The organism is Candidatus Thermoplasmatota archaeon, assembly GCA_035541015.1.
Lineage (GTDB): Archaea > Thermoplasmatota > SW-10-69-26 > JACQPN01 > JAIVGT01 > DATLFM01.
In genome coordinates this window covers 1-16,356 of the sequence record DATLFM010000038.1, presented here as the reverse complement: position 1 = coordinate 16,356, position 16,356 = coordinate 1, and the positions used below count along the sequence as shown (strand labels likewise).

The following is a 16,356-nucleotide window of genomic DNA, read 5'->3' as shown; positions in this document are numbered from 1 at the left end:
CGCCCACGCGAAAGGAAGCCGCGCGGGGACCCCGGGGTCCCCGCGGTGGCGGTCTACTTGCCCACGACGACGTCGAACGTGAACGTTCCGGGCCCCGCGACTCCGACGGGCCCGTTGGAGCCCTCCGCGCCGAAGAAGAAGTACCACGGCGTCCGCGCCTGGTACGGCGAGTCGACGAGCTTCTCGGGAACGGCGAAGGTGAACGTGCGCTGCATGGCGCCGTCCTCCGTGACGTCCATGGGGCCCCAGTTGTCGGCGCTCCAGCGGTAGTACAAGATGGGCTTGGCCGCGCCGGGGTTTGTCCACGAGATGGTGGCGGTGATGAGCTTGGATCCCGGCGGCACGATGGCGTTCTCAGCGGGCCGGATGACGTTTCCGCTGCCGACCCACCAGCCGAACACGGCGGGGTCCGCTTCCATGAACAAAACCTCCCGCTTGAGCCCCTTCACGAGATCAAGCTTGTTCGATTCGGCCCACCGGTCGGCGGGTGGGTCAAAGGCCGGAAGATCGCCAGGCGCGCGCTTTGCGACGACCTTGAGCGTGACCGGCGAGTCGAGCGGGTCCGAGCCGTCCGCGAGCACGCGCACGTCGAACATCCACAGGGATCGGGCCGCCAGGGGGGCGTCCCAGTCCTTTTCGCCAACCTTTACGTCGACCGGCGTGCCGGCGACGACCTGTTGCCAATCCGAATACTCGATTCCGGCGGCCGTCGCGTAGCGGAGGTAGAGCTTGGCATTGGCCATGGTCGGAGGCGGCGAATAGGTGACCGTAAGTTCGAGCGATCCCGTGCCGGGAGCGACGATCTTCCCCGGCGCAAGCTCGATGCGCGCCCAGCGTCCGAACGCATAGGCTTGGGCGCTGGAGGAGCCGACGAGGTGCCCCGTCCGGCGGGTCTCCTCGCCCAGCGGAAGCGACGCCTGCGTCCCCCAATACTCGCGGACCCACGCCGTTCCGATCGAGATCTCGTTGCCTTCCTCGTCGACGACGGTGCCCGTTCCGGTGCCCGTGTCGACCGTGACGCCGTCCTCGGTCACCTTGACCTTCGTGTTGTCGGCGTTCGTCTCCACGCTCTGGGTCGCGACCTCCTCGGGCTCTTCGGAGGAGCCGATGCACCCGGAGAGCACGAGGGCGGCGGTGACGGCGACGAGCGCCAAACGGTTCATGACGTTGTATGCAGACATCTTGGACGGCCTCCCAGACCGGTGCCCCTAGCCCACTTGGATTAAGATAAGCTTGTTGGCTGCCATTTTCCGCGGCCCTTAAAGGGCGGGGTCCTCACGCGTCCAAACGCAGCTCGCGGATCTGGCCGTCCTTCGTGAGCTCGAGCACTCGCGACTCGGCGCGGGCAAGCTGCTCGCGCAGTCCGCGCACGAGGCCCACGGCCTCTTCGAACTTGCGCATGGACGCGTCCAGGCCAAGCCCTCCGCCTTCGAGCTCGCGAACGAGCGCCTCCAACCGTGCCATCCGCGCCTCGAAGCTCTCTTCCACCGCCGTGGTCGCCGTCATGGATTCGCCTCCGTCCGTTTGACTTTGGTCTGGATCGTCCCGTCGGCCACGATCACGTCCATGGCCTCCCCGGCCGTCACGCTCCGCACGCTGCGGACCACGCCCTGCTCCGTCCGCGCGATCGCGTAGCCGCGGGCAAGCGTTGCAAGCGGCGAGAGCGAGTCGAGCGCCTTCGCCTCCCGCACGAGGGCCATGTTGGCGCGCTCGAGGACGGCCTGCGCGCCGCGCAGGAGCCGCTCATGGGTGTCGTCGAGCCGCTGCGCGCGCTCGCGGAGCGCGTCGGCGGCGCGGCGCGCAAGAAGCGCCGCCTCGCGGTCGAGCGTGCGAAGGAGATCCTCGCGGTCGGGCACGGCAAGCTCGGCGGCCGCCGAGGGCGTCGGAGCCCGCAGGTCGGCAACAAAGTCAGCGATCGTGAAGTCCGTCTCGTGGCCCACGGCCGACACGACGGGGATGCGCGAGGCGGCGATCGCGCGCGCCACGACCTCTTCGTTGAAGGCCCAAAGGTCTTCGAGGCTTCCGCCGCCGCGGCCGACCACGAGCACGTCCACGCGGGCCGATCCCGTCTGCGCGTTGAACTGCGCGATCGCTTCGGCGATCTCCTGCGCGGCGCCCTCGCCCTGCACGCGCACGCCGCGAACCACGAGCGCGGCAAGCGGATAGCGGCGGGTGGCGATCCGGACGACGTCGCGCACGGCGGCGCCGGAGAGCGACGTCACGACACCGATGGCGCGCGGGTGACGCGGGATCGGGCGCTTGCGCGACGGATCGAAGAGGCCCTCGCGCTCGAGCTTCTGCTTGCGCTGCACGAACGCGAGGTACAGCGCGCCCATGCCCACGGGCTGCATCTCCGTGACGTACAGTTGCACCTTGCCCTGCGCCTCGTAGAGGTTCACGCTGCCGCGTGCCAGCACCTGCGTGCCCTCCTGCGGATCAAAGCGCAGGCCGGCCGCAGCGCGCCGCCACATGGCGCAGGGGATCTGGCCTCCGGCGTCCTTGAGCGTGAAGTAAAGGTGGCCGGACTCGGCGCGCTTGAAGTTCGACACCTCGCCCTTCACCCAGACGTCCGCGAGGCGCTCGTCGGACTCCAGGCGAGCCTTGAGGTGGAGGTTGAGCTCCGTGACGCTGAGGTAGGGGACGGACGGAGGCGGGCCCTCCGCCGGCTCGGAAACGCCCGTCGGCAGGTCCAAGCGCCGCTGGGTGGCCACGACTACCCTTAGCCGTGCGCCCGGTTGAAGCTTTCGCCCGGCGGGCCGAAAGTGCGGAGCACGCCCTTTCGCGCGGCGGCTAGCGCGCGGGCTCGGCCGCCGCGTCGACGTCGGCTCCGCTGCGCCGGCGGTGCGAGACGACCCACCAGACGACGAGGGCGGCAAGCGCGGCGACGACCGCGTAGTCCACCCACGCGTACCCGGCGCGGACGACGTGCCACTCCGAACGCAGCGTCATGCCGACGACAAGCAGGATGCAATTCCACGCGGTGGCGCCAAGGAGCGTGAAGGCGACAAAGCGCGGAAGCGGCATGCGGCCCATGCCCGCCGGGATGCTGATGAGGTGCCGCACGACGGGAAGGAACCGGCCCACGAAGACCACCGCGCCCCCGTAGCGGGCAAACAGCTCCTCCGTCCTGCGAAGGTGCCGCTCGTGGAGCAGAAAGTACCGGCCGTATCGCAGAAGCGCCGGGCGCCCCAGGCGAGCGCCCGTGGCGTAGCCGACGAGCGATCCGGTGAGGCTGCCTGCGCTTGAGGCGAGGATCGCAAGGCCAAGCTCCATGCGACCGTCGGCGACGAGGAACCCGACCGTGGGCATCACGGCCATGCTCGGGATGGGCGTGATGAACGACTCCATCACCATGAGCACGTACACGCCGAAGTAACCCAGCGCGTGCATGGTCTCGGCGGCCAGCTCGACCAGGGCCTCGGTGAGGCTCGACAACGGGGCCGGCTACGGCCGGCGGGTCCAAAAGCGTTGCGACAAGGGCGGCGTCGGGGTTGAAGCCACCGGACGCCGTTCCCGACGGATGGAGCGGACCCGATGACGCAATTTGCGGCGCGAGCGACCCGGGTCCTGGTGGTGGAGGACAACCGAGGGGACCTGAGGTTCCTCGAGGAGACGCTGCGCGAAACGGGCGAACCGTTCGAAACAAGCGCGGCCTCGACGCTTGGCGAGGCGCGCAAGATCCTGGCCGAGCGCACGGTCGACGCGGTCGTCACGGATCTCGACCTCCCCGACAGCCGGGGCTTGGCCACCGTCGCGGGCCTCCTTGCGGAGCGGCCGCAGACGCCCCTTGTGGTGCTCACGGGCTCCGACGACCCGACGTTGGGCGTCGAGGCGGTCCGGCACGGAGCGCAGGACTACCTCCGCAAGGACGCGCTCTTGCCCGACTCGCTCCTGCGGGCCATCCGCTACGCGATCGAGCGCAAGGGCGCGGAGCTCGAGCGCATGGCGCGCGCCGAGCAGGAGCGCGAGGTCGAGCGCCTGCGCGAGATGGACCGTCTGAAGACGCAGCTTGTCAACCTGAGCGCGCACGAGCTCCACACGCCGCTCACGCCGCTTCGCCTGCAGCTTCATCTGCTCCGGACGGGCAAGCTTGGACCCCTCACCGCGCGCCAGCAGGAGGCCGTCGAGATCCTCGACGCAAACGTGCGCCGGCTGGGCAACCTCGTCTCCGACATGCTTGACGTCGCGCGCATGGAGTCCGGGCGCTTCCCGCTGCGTCCCGCGACCGTCGACCTTGGCGTCCGCGTCGCGCAGGCCGCGCGCCCCTTCGTCGACCTTGCGGCCGAGGAGGGAAAGCGCCTCGTGGTGGACGCGCCGGAGGGCCTTCTCGTCGCGGCGGACCCCGAGCGCCTGGACCAGATCGTCGCGAACCTCCTGAGCAACGCGCTCAAGGCCACGCGCGCGGGCGACCGGATCGAGATCCACTGCGCGCGCGACGGCGAGGCGGTGCTGGCGCGCGTGTCCGACACGGGAGCGGGATTTCCGCCGGAGGCCCAAACGCAGATCTTCCGACCCTTCGAGCAGGCCCACGAGCGCGAGGGAACCGGCCTTGGCCTTTACATCGCACGCGAGCTTGCGGAGCGGCACGGCGGCACGCTTCGTGCGCAAAGCGAGGGCCCGGGCCGCGGGGCGGTGTTCGAGCTTCGCCTGCCGGCCGCTGCGCCCTAGAGCAGCGAGTCGGCCGGACGCTCGAGGCGACGCGAGAGGAGATCGAGCGACCGGATGAAGGCTCGGTTGCGGATCTCCGCGATCCGGCGCTCGTGCAGCAGGCCGCGCGAAACGTCGAGGATCTTGTCCGGCTCCAGCGGCTTTGTGAAGAAGTTCTCGATCGCGGCCTCGTTGAGCGCCCGGATCGCAAGGTCGAGGTCCGGATAGGCCGTCACGAGGATGCGGGGGACCTCGGGCGCGGCTTTGCGCGCGAGCTTGAGGAACTCGAGGCCGTCCATCTCCGGCATGCGGTAGTCGGCGATGATGAGGTCCACGGGTTGCCGCTTGAGAGCCTCGGCCGCCGCTTTGCCGTCCTCGCAGGTCAGCGTCCGAAGGCCTCGAAGCGAGGTTTGCAGGAGGTCGCGCAGGCTCGTTCGGATGTCCGGTTCGTCGTCCACGATGAGGACCGTCTGCTGGAAAAATCCGAGCGACTGTTCGAGATCCTTCAAGCTCGTGGTCGCCGACGTGCGGGGGGCCCCCGTTGCCAGCCCATGGGCGCCTCTTTGGGATAGCCGTTTCGTCGTCACCGCGTGACGGACACCGCTCCACCCGCAGGGTTCAACTGCGTCGCGAACCGAGTGCACCGCCTTGAAGAGGCGTCGGGGCTGCGGCCGGTGGGAAAGGCTCAAGGGACCATCGCCGCTTTGGCGCCGCGATGCCGGGCCTGGGCAAGCCGCTTGACGTCAAGATCGTGGGAGGGGGCCTCGCCGGCATGATCACGGCCCACCAGCTGCTGGCGCACCCTCGCCCCGACGGGCGCCCCTACCAGATCACGATCTACGAGAGCGCGGAGAAGCCCTACACGACGCTCTGCGGGGAAGGCATCAGCGACGAGAACCTCCGTCGCTTTGCCGCCTTCGACTCGTTCCCGCACGTCGCCCAGACGTTCCGTGGAGCCGCCTGGTACATGCCCGGCGACAAGGTCATCCACGTCGAGCAGAAGTGCCACACGATCGAGCGCGCGACGTGGATCCCCGCCATGGCCGAGTCGTTCCGGAAGAAGGGCGGGAAGCTCGTGCTCAACAAGAAGATCCTCCTCGAGGACCTGCCCCACATGGCCTACGACGTGCTCATCGGAGCCGACGGGCCGGGAAGCGTCGTCCGGAAATACATCGGCGGCACGATCGACATCAAGCTCGGAATCCAGTACCGCGTCAAGCACAGCTCCTACGCGACCGACCGGCTCGAGTTCTACACCGACAAAGCCTACTGCAGCGAGTACGCCTGGATCTTCCCCAAAGACGACACCTTGAACGTGGGCCTCTTGGCCGACAACCCCACCCAGGATTGGAAGCGCCTGGACCGGTTCATGAAGGACAAGGGCGTCGACGGCAAAGTCGCCGTGCGCGAGGCCTATCCCATCGGGTTCAACGGCGACAAGGTGGCCGACCCGGCGTTCCCCAACGTCGCGCTCGTGGGCGACTCCGGGGGCCTCACGAACCCGCTCACGAAGGGCGGCATCGCGGCCGTCATCCTGTCGAGCGAGATCCTGGCCCAATGCGTCGCGCGCGACGAGCTTGCCCTCTACAACGAGCGCATCATGACGCACCCCATCATGAACCCCGCCTACAAGAAGGCCGTCGCGTGGATCGCCGAGGCCACAAACGAGGAGATCGCCCGACTCATCCGCTTCCTGCCGAAGGTCACGCGCTCGGGCGACGGCGTGCCGAAGTCCGAGAACCGGTGGACGCTCCTCAAGACGTTCTTTGGAAACCTGGATCGCCTGCAGGACGTTCGCACCATCTATCGCGCCATGAGCTTGAGCCGGCGATACAGCTGGTGACGTCCCCGAGCCCGCTGGGGCTCGCGCTCTTGGACCGCGACGCGCCCGCACCGCGGCCTTGGCCGCCTAGAGGTTTGCGCCTTCGGCGTGCCCGCGCATCACGAGCCGCTCCATGGCGCTCATGGAAAGCGTCGTGAGCTCGTGCTTTGGGACCATGATCGTGCAGGCTTGCCGCGGGCGTTGGGGATCGTAGCCCCCTGCGGGCTCGATGCAATTTGCGTAGTGGTGGTGCGCGGCGAGAAGGTGCCCCAATTCGTGTGCCGCCAGCCGAGCCGCGGCCTCCGGGTCGGCAAGCAGGCCCGGCACGCCGTTTGGATGAGCAGCCGTGCTCACGCTGAACGCTTCCTCGGCCTTCCCGGCCGTTCCGATGCACGATGCAAGGCCGCCCTCCCCGCTGCCCGACAGAAGGTGCGTGGCTTCGCGGCGGAGACCCGAATGGTCCTGGCGGTAATGCTGGCTAAGCTGCTCCAGCCGCTCGTTCTCGTCGCCTGCGAAGTGGTGGACATGCAGGTCGACCACGGCGACGCGCAGGTTCACCCAACGCGAGTAGAAGGCGCCTACCGTCGCGAAAATGGAGAGAGCCTCCTGCCGCCACGCGGCGCCGTGGGCCGTCACGAACTCGCCGTCCACGGCGAGGGCCACCTCGAAGGTCCTCGGATCCCAGCCGTTCAGAAGCCCAAGTGGGCTTGCCAAGGGCGGAGGCATCGGACCCCGAAGGCAGGAGACCGGCAGGCACGCCCATCGCGGGCCGGCCCGGACGCATGGATGCGTGGGCGAGGGCTCCACGCAAAGGTCCTCGTCGACACAGTGGCCCTTCGAGGCGCCCGCAATGCCCGCGGCCAACGGGAGCTCGCCGGTCTGGAGGAGCGGCATCGCGACGACGAGCGCAAGCGTAGGGAGCAAGAGACGGGACGAGGCCATGGGACGTCGAAGGTCAAGGGGCCCGGCTCGGTCTTGAGCGTACCCCGAACGGCATGGTACGCGAATGCCCACCCCGCGGCATGCGTGAGGACGTTCGCACGATCGACCGCGCGATGAGCGTGCGGCGGTGGTACAGCCGTTGAAGGGGGCCACCGTTCAACGACGCGCCGCTTGGGTTTTTGAGCCGACGCGGAGTTCGACTCCCATGCGAACGGCCATCACGCTTTCCGTGACGGCTCTCCTCGTAGCCGGCTGCTTGTCCCCGGAAGAGGGCGACGGGAATCGGCCGCCGGACGCGGATGGGGGACAATCGTCCGATCCTCCGCCCGGCTCGAACGAGCCTCGCGAGCCGCCCGCCGCCCGCAACGATTCCCGCGAGCAGGCGCCCGCTGCGGCGGGCAACTTCTCCTGGCGTTCGCACGCGCCGGCGTCTGCGCCGCGCACGGAAGTCGCCGCGGCCGCCCTTGGCCCGCGCATCTACGTCATCGGCGGCTTTGTCGACGTCCGCGCGACGGGCCTCGTCGAGGTGTACGACGCCGAGGCCGACGCGTGGTCGGCCGCGCCCGAATTCCCGCTTCCCATCCACCACACGGCTGCCGTCGCGCACGACGGCAAGGTGTACGTCTTTGGTGGCTACACGACAAGCGCCTTCGTGCCCCAGCCGCTTGCGTTCCGGCTCGATCCGGCCGCCGGCGCGTGGGAATCGCTGCCCAACCTCCCGCGAGCGCGTGGCGCGCACGCGGCCGCGGTGCTCGACGGCAAGGTCTATCTCGTCGGGGGCGTGGGCGTCGGCAACGCGCTCGTGGCGGAGGTGGACGTCTTCGACCTTTCCATGCGGACCTGGAGCAGCGTTGCCAGCCTGCCGACCACGAGGGACCATCTTGCCGCCGTGGCGCTCGATGGCAAGATCTACGCCGTGGGCGGCCGCAAGATGACGCTCACGACGAACACCGGCGCGCTCGAGGCCTTCGACCCCGCGGCGGGCGCCTGGACGGCCCTGGCGCCCATGCCCACGCCGCGCGGAGGCATCGCCGCAGCGACCTTCCAAGGACAATTCGTCGTGCTGGGCGGCGAGGACACGCAGCGCACGTACCACGAGGCCGAGGCGTACGATCCGTCCACCGGCCAGTGGCGCTCGCTTCCCCGCATGCCGACCTCGCGGCATGGGCTGGGTGCCGCTGCGGTGGGCGATCGCGTGTACGCGATGCTGGGCGGCCAACAGCCGGGGTTCACGGTTTCCCCCGTGGTCGAGTCGCTTGGCTGAGGGACGCCGGCGCTAGCAGTACAGCTTGTACGGAACGTCGGCGGGCAGCGTGACCGAGATCGTGCCGGGCAGGATGCCGGGCGCCGAGGGGCGGTACGTCCCGCTCGGGAGCCACTCGTAGACGCGAGCGAGCGCGTAGAGGTCCAGGGAGCTGATGCACATGAGCGGCGTGCGCTCGCCGCCGTCGCCCACTGCGCTTCCGTCGCCGTAGATGTACGCGTAGGGGCTGTTCATGAGATCGGGGCCCGTGTCCGCAAACCACGTCTGCGTGTGGCCCACGCCCCAGACGTGCGCGAACTCGTGCATGGTCACGATCTCGATGTCGTTGACCTCCGGGAAGTCGGGCGAGAACTGGCCGGCCCGGGGAGCGTTCGCAAACAGCGAGAGGACGATGAAGCGGCTGGAGTAGTGCGCGTCGTCGCCCAGGCCCAGCGAGTCGATCACCTGCTGCACGCACGTGCTGCAGGGCGGGCCCACGGCCACGCCGCGGAAGACGGGGCCGCTTGCCGTGTACGCGATGATGAAGTCGAAGCCCGCCGGATCGATCGCGGAGACCCCGTCCCAGATCTCCACCGTGGCCGTCACGGCGCGAACGTAGTCGTACTGGGGGAACTCGTCGGCGAACTTGGGAATGATCTCGTTCCACTTGTGGATGCCGCGCAGGATCGCCGCTTGGTAGTCGAGCACGCTGGGTCCCGAGAGCGGATTGCCGAGGTCCCCGTGCGCCGGCGGCAGCAGCAGGACCTTCACGTCCGGGTGGGGAAGCGAGCCTCCGAAGATGATGTCGATGGGCTGGACCGTCGCGTGCACGTTGCGCGCCATGTCCCCGCAGACCTGGCCGCGCGTGAAGGCGGGCTGCGGCGTGCAGTAGTCCACGTTTGGCGCCGGGCCCGAGGAGGCGACGGCCCCCAGGGCGCCCACGGCGACGAGGAGGAGCGCGAGGACGAGCGGTCGGCGACGGGACGGCTGCATGCGCCCCGCTCGCCCTTGCCCGATTTAAAGCCTTTCGCGATGGAGTAGGCGCGTGCTAGGCCTCAGTACACGGGGGCGTCTGTCGCCACGATCCACCCGCGATCGCTGTTCACGCGGCCTCCGAACCACCAGTCCAGCATCAAGCCCTTGCGCGTCTCCCAGTAGGCGTCGTTGCCCTGGCAGGCGCACTCGTCCTGCCAGTCGACGTTGCCGCCGTGCCAGGCCATGAGCTCGACGCGGCGCCCCGCGGGATCGCGAAGCTCCGTGCCGCGGTTCTCGATGCCCTTGATCTCGACCTCGCGCTCGTCCATGGAGCACGGCGACCGCATCCACGGGATCGTGACGTTTGTCGTGGCCGAGCGGTTCAGGGGTCCCGTGGGCGGAGGGTCGCTCGTGACCACGGAGGCCGATCCACGGTTGACCGTGGCCCCAAAGTCGATGCGCTCCTCCCACGTCCAGGAGCAGTCCATGCGCCAGGCGCCCGACCGGAAGGTGAACGTCGCCACGCCGGCCGAGTTGTTCGAGTAGCTGCCGTCGGGGACGTTCACGCCGTCGCGGAATTCGTACCGGACGAAGCTTCCCTCCGAGGGCCAAGGCTTCACCTCGCGCAGGCTGGGCCAGACGAACTCCGGCGAAAGCAGCGTGCGGCCGCCGCCGAAGTCGGTCGCGCGGAACTGCACGTAGGATCCGTTCGGGATCGAGATCGCGCGCGTCCAATCCCCGTACGTCTGCAGCACCATCTCGTGCCACGCGCCGCCATCGATCCGCAGGTCCACCCTCGAAAGCCGCTCGTTCGAGTAGGTGTTGACCTGGGCCCACCCCGCGTTCCCCTTGACGTTGTGCCATTTGACGTTGAACGTCGGGCCCGACTCGGCCGGGTTCGGATACAGGGTGGCGGCCGTCCACGTCCATCCGTTCTGCGAGAAGTCGAGCTGCTGGCCCTGGCCGCGCACTCGGAACTCGACGAGGGAGCCCTCGGGCGCGTGCGTCGACACGGCCCAGGCGCCCCAGCTGCGAAGCGTCATGGCGACCCACGTGCCGCCGTTCACGCGCGCGTCCACGGCGTTCACCGGGCCTCCTTCCGCGCTCACCTTGGCCTCGATCCACCAGGCGTTGCCCTTGACGCCGCTGAACGAGGCGAAGTAGGCGCCCGGCGGGGGCGGCGGCGTGCTGCCGCACGCGCTCGTTGGCGTGGCCTCCGGCCACACGTACCCGCCGGAGAGGTCGTGCGCTCCGCCGGAGGAGCGGGCGCGGAAGTCGACCTTGCTTCCGGTGGGGATGTGGAAGCTTGCGGCCCACGAGCCCCAGGACTTGAGTTCAAGGGGGCGCCACGGGTCGGCGCAGTTGATGCGGGCATCCACGCCGGCGAGCGGCTGGTTGGCCGTGACCTTGGTCTCGACCCACCAGTTGTTGCCTTTGACGCCGCTGAACGTCGCGTCGAATTCGCCCGGTGGCGGAGGCGGCGGCGCCTCCCCGCAGCCGGACGTCGGCGTGGCCGACGTCCACGTGTAGCCTTGGGAGAGGTCCTGGTCGCCGTCGGTCGAGCGGGCGCGGAAGTCGACCTTGCTTCCGGTGGGGATGTGGAAGCTTGCGGCCCACGAGCCCCAGGACTTGAGTTCAAGGGGGCGCCACGGGTCGGCGCAGTTGACGCGCGCGTCGACGCCGGCAAGGGGCTCGTTGGCCGAGACCCGGACCTCGACCCACCAGTTGTTGCCTTTGACGCCGCTGAACGTCGCGTCGAATTCGCCTGGGGGCGGGGGCGTGTCGCATTGCTCCACCCCTTGCGGGTGCGTGAAGAAGCAGCTTTCGACGAAGCCGCCGTTGCCCGTCACGTTGTCGATCACGAAGGCGCGGAACTTGACCCGGTCGCCGGGCGGAACGCGGAATTGGTCCTGCGTGTTGGTTCCCCACTTGGACCAACCGTCGACGACGGCCTTGGCCTGGAGATGGTGATACGGACCCGACTCGGCCCTCGCCTCGACGGTCACGGCGCCGTCTCCCTCGGCGCCGCGCACGAGCACCTCGACCCACCACTCGTTGTCGCCATCGTGGTCGAACTGGATCGAAAACGTGCCCTGGGGCGTCGTCACGGTCTGCGGGTGGTTCGCGGTTGCGTGGGGCACGGACGCCAGTCCGGTCAGCAGCAAGGACGCGGTGACGATGGCGAGGAGGCGCCCGCGCGTGGGGCTCGGGCTTGCGTCGGAGCCCACCTGTGAGGCGAACGGACGGTGCATTGCGCACGGTTTCGCGAGGGGTCTCTTGGAAGGTTGGGTACGATCGTCGCGGATTTCCGAAGGCCCGCCGGGCGTTCCCCGCGACCGCTCCGGGCCGAGGTCCCCTCGCCCCCTTGGCGCCTACCGGGTGGGCAGCTGCACGCGCGCCGTGTAGAGATCGCTGTTCGTTGTAGCCCCCGTGCGCGTGTCGGCCCAGATGCCGATCGCAAAGCCGGGGCCCGAGGCGATCGCCTGGTAGTCGCCCATGAACGACGCCTGCGGGTTGATCGCGCCGCCCACCGCGCTTCCTTTTCCAAGATCGCCGTCGAAGGCGACGTCCGAGAGGGCGAAGTTGCCAAGCACGCGCTCGCCGTCGCTCCACGCGTAGTACGTCCGCAGAAGCTTGTTGGCGGAGTCCTCGCGCCGGTCGTAGAAGAGGAGCGAGACGAGGCCCGCGTCCGAGACGGAGATGCCCGGCATCCACTGGTCCTTGCCGTTTCCCACCTCGTCGTCGTTCACCCGAAGCGGCGCGCTCCAGGTCGCGCCGCCGTCGAGCGACCGCGACAGGAAGATGTCCGCATCGCCGTTGCGCTTGTCGTGCCAGGCGACGTACAGCGCGTCCTTCGTGGGCCCGTCGCTTGCGTCGATCGCAAACGTGTGGAGGTCGGGCGTGCGGTAGGCGGCGTTTGGAAGCTGCCCGATCGGCGTGATGCGCGCGACCTCGGTCGGGCGCGTCCACGTGTCGCCGCGGTCCGTGCTCCTGGCGAGCACGATGCGCCGCGTCGCGTGGTCGATCCACGTGACGTACAGCGTGCCGTCGCTGCCCACCACGACGATCGCGCCCTGGTTGGCAAGGCTCGCGCCCGCGAGATCCGAGATGACCACCGGCGCGGGCAGCCACGTGCGACCGCCGTCCACGCTGCGCGAGAAGACGATGCTCGGAAGAGAGGACGCAAGGAACAGGGCCCAAGCGACGTAGACCTCGCCGTTGGGGCCCGTGGCGATCCACTCCTTGTCGTGGAATCCCGCCGTCCCGTCGAGCGTGTGCACGAGCGTGACCTGCGGCCACGTGGCGCCGCCGTCCGTGCTCTTCGAGACGAAGATCGCGCTTCCACCGCTTGAGGTGAGGCCCGCGCGGCGCGTCGCCAAGCCCGAGAGGTACGCGTTGCCGTCCTTGTCGAAGGCGACGACGGCGTCGCCGGCCAGGCCAAAGGCCGAAAGCGGGCTTGGCGGAACCGTCGGCGTGCAGCCGGGGCATCCGGGCGTAAGGCCGCGCGTCCAGGTCTTGCCCCCGTCGTTCGAGTAGTAGTACCCCGTCCACGAATCCGCCACGGGGCCCGTGTAGTCGTTGCCGCCGGCCACGATGTTGAGCGGGTTGCGCGGGTTCACGGCGATGTGGGGCTCGTTGGCGGGCGTTGCCACGCCCGAAGCGACGGAGTTGCAGACCGGGTCGCACACGAGCGCGGGCAGAAAGAGCGAGGGCGGCGGGTCCGGGGCGTCGCGGTCGGTGCCGGCAGGGTCCAGGCAGCCCGAGAGGACGGTCGAGAAAAGCGAGGCTGCAAGCAGCAGCGCGAAAAGCGGGCGCACGCGGCGCCAACGCCGGCTCGCGGGAAAAGATTTCGGCAACGGCCTACTCGGCACCCGCCCCGGCGCATCCGTTAAATAGGGAATGGCGTATACGAACCAAGCCCCCAGGGTTTAAATACCGTTTCCGAGGCGAAATCCATGGCAACCAAGCCCCACATGAACATCGTCTTCATCGGCCACGTCGACCACGGCAAGAGCACCACCGTCGGCCGGCTTTTGCTGGACACCGGCACGATCCCGCAGTACGTGCTCGACCAGCTCAAGAAGGAGGCCGAGGAGAAGGGCAAGGGCGGTTTCGAGTTCGCCTACGTCATGGACAACCTCAAGGAGGAGCGCGAGCGCGGCGTCACGATCGACATCGCGCACAAGAAGTTCGAGACGAACAAGACCTACTTCACCATCATCGACGCCCCGGGCCACCGTGACTTCGTGAAGAACATGATCACGGGCACGAGCCAGGCCGACTGCGCCGTCATCGTCGTCGGCGCCTCCGAGGGCATCCAGGAGCAGACCCGCGAGCACGTGTACCTCGCGAAGGTGCTCGGCGTGCAGCAGATCATCGTGGCCGTCAACAAGATGGACACGCAGAACTACGACCAGAAGAAGTTCGAAGCGATCAAGGCGGACGCGGAGAAGCTCCTGAAGACCGTGGGCTTCAAGCCCGAACAGGTTCTCGGCTACATTCCCATCAGCGCCTACCACGGCGACAACGTCGCGAAGAAGAGCGACAAGCTCGGATGGACCAAGCAAACGCTCGTCGAGACGCTCGACGCCATCAAGGAGCCCGCCAAGGCCACGGACAAGCCGCTGCGCGTCCCCGTCCAGGACGTCTACACGATCACCGGCATCGGCACGGTGCCCGTGGGCCGCGTCGAGACGGGCGTCTTGAAGCCCGGCGACAAGGTCATCTTCAACCCGAGCAACAAGGCCGGCGAGGTCAAGGACATCGAGATGCACCACGAGAAGATCCCGCAGGCCGGGCCCGGCGACAACATCGGCTTCAACGTGCGCGGCGTCGGCAAGGACGACGTGCGCCGCGGCGACGTGTGCGGGCCCCAGAGCAACCCGCCCAAGGTGGCAAAGTCGTTCAAGGCCCAGGTCGTCGTGCTCAAGCACCCCTCGGCCATCTCGGTCGGCTACACGCCGGTCTTCCACTGCCACACGGCGCAGGTCGCCTGCACCTTCGAGGCCCTCCTCGAGAAGAAGGACCCGAAGACGGGCGCCACGACGGAGCAGAACCCGCAGTTCCTGAAGACGGGGGACATCGGCGTCGTCAAGATCCGCCCGACGCGCCCGCTGGCCCTCGAGACCTTCAAGGACATCCCGCAGCTCGCGCGCTTTGCCATCCGCGACATGGGCACGACCGTCGCGGCCGGCATCTGCCTCGAGATCGAAAGTTAGATCGTTCGTCGGCGCCACGAAGGGCCGCCGAGAGCGGGAAAGAGGGGGCGCGGGGGATTCCTCCCCCGCCCGTTCCGCCTTTTCCCAACCCTTTTCCCCAGCGTAGCCTTTCCCGCCGCGTGCCCCCCGACCTCGACGCCGACCTTGCCGCGCTCGAACCGGAGATGATCGCGCGGCGGCGCGACGTCCACCAGCACCCGGAGCTTGGTTTCAAGGAGACCCGCACGGCCGGCGTCGTGGCCGACGAGCTTCGCAGGCTTGGCCTGCCCGTGCGCACGGGCGTCGGCAGGACGGGCGTCGTCGCCGACCTCGTGGGCGCCCGTCCCGGACCTTGCATCCTCCTTCGCTTCGACATGGACGCCCTTCCCGTGCAGGAGGCCACGGGCGCGCCGTACGCCTCGGTGAACGCGGGCGTGAGCCACGCGTGCGGCCACGACGCGCACGTGGCCATCGGCCTTGCCCTTGCGAAGGCCTTTGCCACGCGAAAGGCGCAGATCGCGGGACGCATCCGCTTCGTCTTCCAGCCCGCCGAGGAGATCGCCGACGGCGCCAAGGGAATGATCGCCGACGGCGCGCTTGCCGATCCCGCGCCCGTCGCCTCGTTTGGCCTTCACGTGTGGAACAAGCGCCCGGTCGGCTGGATCGGGGCCACGCCGGGACCGTGCATGGCCGCCGTGGACCGCTTCGAGATCGAGCTGGAGGGCGGCGGCGGCCACGGCGCTCTTCCGCATCTTGCCAACGACGCCATCGTCGCCTCCGCGCACGTCGTGGCCGCGCTGCAGACGGTCGTCGCGCGAAACGTGGACCCCCTCGAGGCGGCCATCCTTTCCGTCGGCATGATCCAGGGGGGCGACGCGTTCAACGTACTGCCGGATCGCGTGCGCCTGCGCGGCACGCTCCGATCCTACGTACCGTCGACGCGCGACCGCGTCGTCGCTCGGCTCACCGAGGTCGCCACGGGCGTGGCCGCGGCGCTGGGCTGCCGGGCGCAGGTCCGCGTCGAGGCGCTTGGCATCGCGCTTGCCAACGACGAGGCCGCCGCCGCGCGCGTGCGCGAAATCGCGCGGCAGACGCCCGGCGTGACGGACGTGACCGCGACGGAGCGCACGATGGGCGGCGAGGACATGGCGTATTTCCTCGAACGCGCGCCGGGGTGCTTCTTCTTCGTCGGCTCGGCCAACCCCGAGAAAGGGCTCGACGCAAGCCATCACACGCCGGCCTTCGACATCGACGAGCGGGCGCTTCTCGTGGGGGCGCGCGTGCTCGCCCGGGTGGCGGCGGACCACGTTCTGCGATGAATGTTCATCGCAAGCCGGGGGCGTCGACGCCGCCCGGCACGGCAAGCCATATAAACACCCCTCGCCTTCGGGCGTCCTAGCCTCGAGGTTACGCCCCTTCCGCTTCGCGGCGGGGAGGCGCGAGAATTCGAGGCCTTGTACGCCCCCGAGGTGAACCATGCCGCAAACCGCCCGCATCTCGCTTGCCGGAACCGACCCCCTGAAGGTCGA

The 16,356-nt window shown here is 69.1% G+C and carries 14 protein-coding genes; 5 read left to right on the top strand and 9 right to left on the bottom strand.

Features of this window, described 5'->3' with window-relative positions:
* Positions 1-53: 53 nt before the first annotated feature.
* From VM681_03635 to VM681_03620, 4 genes are all read right to left on the bottom strand, one after another.
* Positions 54-1,181 carry a hypothetical protein gene (locus VM681_03635; GenBank protein ID HVL87088.1) on the bottom strand — a complete coding sequence of 376 codons (1,128 nt, stop codon included), beginning with the start codon at positions 1,179-1,181 and terminating at the stop codon, positions 54-56.
* 94 nt (positions 1,182-1,275) lie between these two features.
* Positions 1,276-1,506 (bottom strand): exodeoxyribonuclease VII small subunit, encoded by a 231-nt coding sequence (gene xseB, locus VM681_03630; protein HVL87087.1) that lies wholly within the window; start codon positions 1,504-1,506, stop codon positions 1,276-1,278.
* Positions 1,503-2,687: an exodeoxyribonuclease VII large subunit gene (gene xseA, locus VM681_03625; protein ID HVL87086.1), complete on the bottom strand. Its 1,185-nt coding sequence runs from the start codon at positions 2,685-2,687 to the stop codon at positions 1,503-1,505. Before xseA ends, xseB begins: the two co-directional genes overlap by 4 nt.
* A gap of 103 nt (positions 2,688-2,790) precedes the next feature.
* Positions 2,791-3,435 carry a DedA family protein gene (locus tag VM681_03620; protein HVL87085.1) on the bottom strand — a complete coding sequence of 215 codons (645 nt, stop codon included), beginning with the start codon at positions 3,433-3,435 and terminating at the stop codon, positions 2,791-2,793.
* A 99-nt stretch (positions 3,436-3,534) separates the two neighbouring features.
* On the opposite strand from VM681_03620, the gene VM681_03615 reads away from it, so the two are divergent.
* A complete protein-coding gene (locus tag VM681_03615; GenBank protein HVL87084.1) occupies positions 3,535-4,668 on the top strand; it encodes a hybrid sensor histidine kinase/response regulator in 1,134 nt (377 codons plus the stop codon).
* Here VM681_03615 and VM681_03610 read toward each other — a convergent pair.
* Positions 4,665-5,156, bottom strand: coding sequence for a response regulator (locus tag VM681_03610; protein HVL87083.1), 492 nt, complete (start codon positions 5,154-5,156; stop codon positions 4,665-4,667). The genes VM681_03615 and VM681_03610 overlap by 4 nt on opposite strands.
* 206 nt (positions 5,157-5,362) lie before the next feature.
* Here VM681_03610 and VM681_03605 point away from each other — a divergent pair, with 206 nt between their 5' ends.
* Entirely contained in the window at positions 5,363-6,490 is a 1,128-nt protein-coding gene (locus tag VM681_03605) for an NAD(P)/FAD-dependent oxidoreductase (protein HVL87082.1), read from the top strand.
* Between the two features lie 66 nt (positions 6,491-6,556).
* On the opposite strand, the gene VM681_03600 is transcribed toward VM681_03605, so the two are convergent.
* On the bottom strand, positions 6,557-7,411 hold the full coding sequence (locus VM681_03600) for a M12 family metallo-peptidase (protein HVL87081.1): 855 nt from the start codon (positions 7,409-7,411) through the stop codon (positions 6,557-6,559).
* A gap of 205 nt (positions 7,412-7,616) precedes the next feature.
* Here VM681_03600 and VM681_03595 point away from each other — a divergent pair, with 205 nt between their 5' ends.
* Entirely contained in the window at positions 7,617-8,675 is a 1,059-nt protein-coding gene (locus VM681_03595; protein ID HVL87080.1) for a kelch repeat-containing protein, read from the top strand.
* A gap of 12 nt (positions 8,676-8,687) precedes the next feature.
* On the opposite strand, the gene VM681_03590 is transcribed toward VM681_03595, so the two are convergent.
* From VM681_03590 to VM681_03580, 3 genes are all read right to left on the bottom strand, one after another.
* Positions 8,688-9,647 carry a hypothetical protein gene (locus VM681_03590; protein HVL87079.1) on the bottom strand — a complete coding sequence of 320 codons (960 nt, stop codon included), beginning with the start codon at positions 9,645-9,647 and terminating at the stop codon, positions 8,688-8,690.
* Positions 9,648-9,709: 62 nt separating this feature from the next.
* Positions 9,710-11,881 (bottom strand): hypothetical protein, encoded by a 2,172-nt coding sequence (locus VM681_03585; GenBank protein HVL87078.1) that lies wholly within the window; start codon positions 11,879-11,881, stop codon positions 9,710-9,712.
* Positions 11,882-12,001: 120 nt separating this feature from the next.
* Entirely contained in the window at positions 12,002-13,447 is a 1,446-nt protein-coding gene (locus VM681_03580; GenBank protein ID HVL87077.1) for a sialidase family protein, read from the bottom strand.
* Between the two features lie 138 nt (positions 13,448-13,585).
* On the opposite strand from VM681_03580, the gene tuf reads away from it, so the two are divergent.
* Positions 13,586-14,848, top strand: coding sequence for a translation elongation factor EF-1 subunit alpha (tuf, locus tag VM681_03575; GenBank protein ID HVL87076.1), 1,263 nt, complete (start codon positions 13,586-13,588; stop codon positions 14,846-14,848).
* Positions 14,849-14,967: 119 nt separating this feature from the next.
* Positions 14,968-16,146, top strand: coding sequence for an amidohydrolase (locus tag VM681_03570; protein ID HVL87075.1), 1,179 nt, complete (start codon positions 14,968-14,970; stop codon positions 16,144-16,146).
* Positions 16,147-16,356: the final 210 nt, after the last annotated feature.